Source organism: Mesorhizobium sp. M1E.F.Ca.ET.063.01.1.1 (assembly GCF_003998155.1).
Taxonomy (GTDB): Bacteria; Pseudomonadota; Alphaproteobacteria; order Rhizobiales; family Rhizobiaceae; genus Mesorhizobium.
In genome coordinates this window covers 1-626 of the sequence record NZ_RZSC01001450.1, presented here as the reverse complement: position 1 = coordinate 626, position 626 = coordinate 1, and the positions used below count along the sequence as shown (strand labels likewise).

Here is a 626-nt window from a genome sequence, read left to right as displayed (position 1 = left end):
GTGCGCGCACATCGTCGGCAATCAGATGATCGACCTGGACGGCAATGCCCTTGCCGCCTTGCGCCGTGACCAGCTCAGCCGTTTCCTCGATCGTCTCCGGACGGCCATAGGGCGACTGCTGCGTCCGCGTCGTGCGCCCGGTGACATAGACGGTGGCGCCGGCGGCGCCGAGCTCGACCGCGATGCCACGGCCGGCACCGCGCGTGGCGCCGGCGACAAGGGCGACCTTTCCTTCAAGCATCATCGCAACCTCCCGAACCAAAACACCACAACGAGGGCTGGCGCTTGCCACGCTCCTCGTTTATAAATGATCATTCGTTTATAAATGGATGTCAAGATGACCCGGCCGAAAACGCAGCCCGACGAGCAGGTGCTGGAGGTCGCCTACCGGCTGATGCACGCCGAAGGCCCGGAGGCGCTGACCTTCGAGCGGCTGGCGCGGGCATGCGGCCTATCGGGGTCGACGCTGGTGCAGCGCTTCGGGAGCAAGGCGCAGCTGAAGCAACGCACGCTGCTTTATGCCTGGGATGGGCTCGACCGGAAAACCAAAGCGCTGTCCGCCTCGACGCCGAGGACCCCGGCCGGGGCGATCCAGTTGTTGGGTGGTCTATCCAGCGGCTATGGCG

At 65.5% G+C, this 626-nt stretch carries 1 protein-coding gene and 1 pseudogene; one reads left to right on the top strand and one right to left on the bottom strand.

Annotation, left to right across the window (positions count from 1 at the left end; all coding sequences use genetic code 11):
- Positions 1–244 (bottom strand): annotated as a pseudogene (locus EOA29_RS39165) (short-chain dehydrogenase); the annotation flags it as partial.
- Between the two features lie 93 nt (positions 245–337).
- Here EOA29_RS39165 and EOA29_RS39160 point away from each other — a divergent pair.
- A partial coding sequence (locus EOA29_RS39160) for a helix-turn-helix domain-containing protein (protein WP_245468827.1) occupies positions 338–626 on the top strand: 289 nt, incomplete at its 3' end.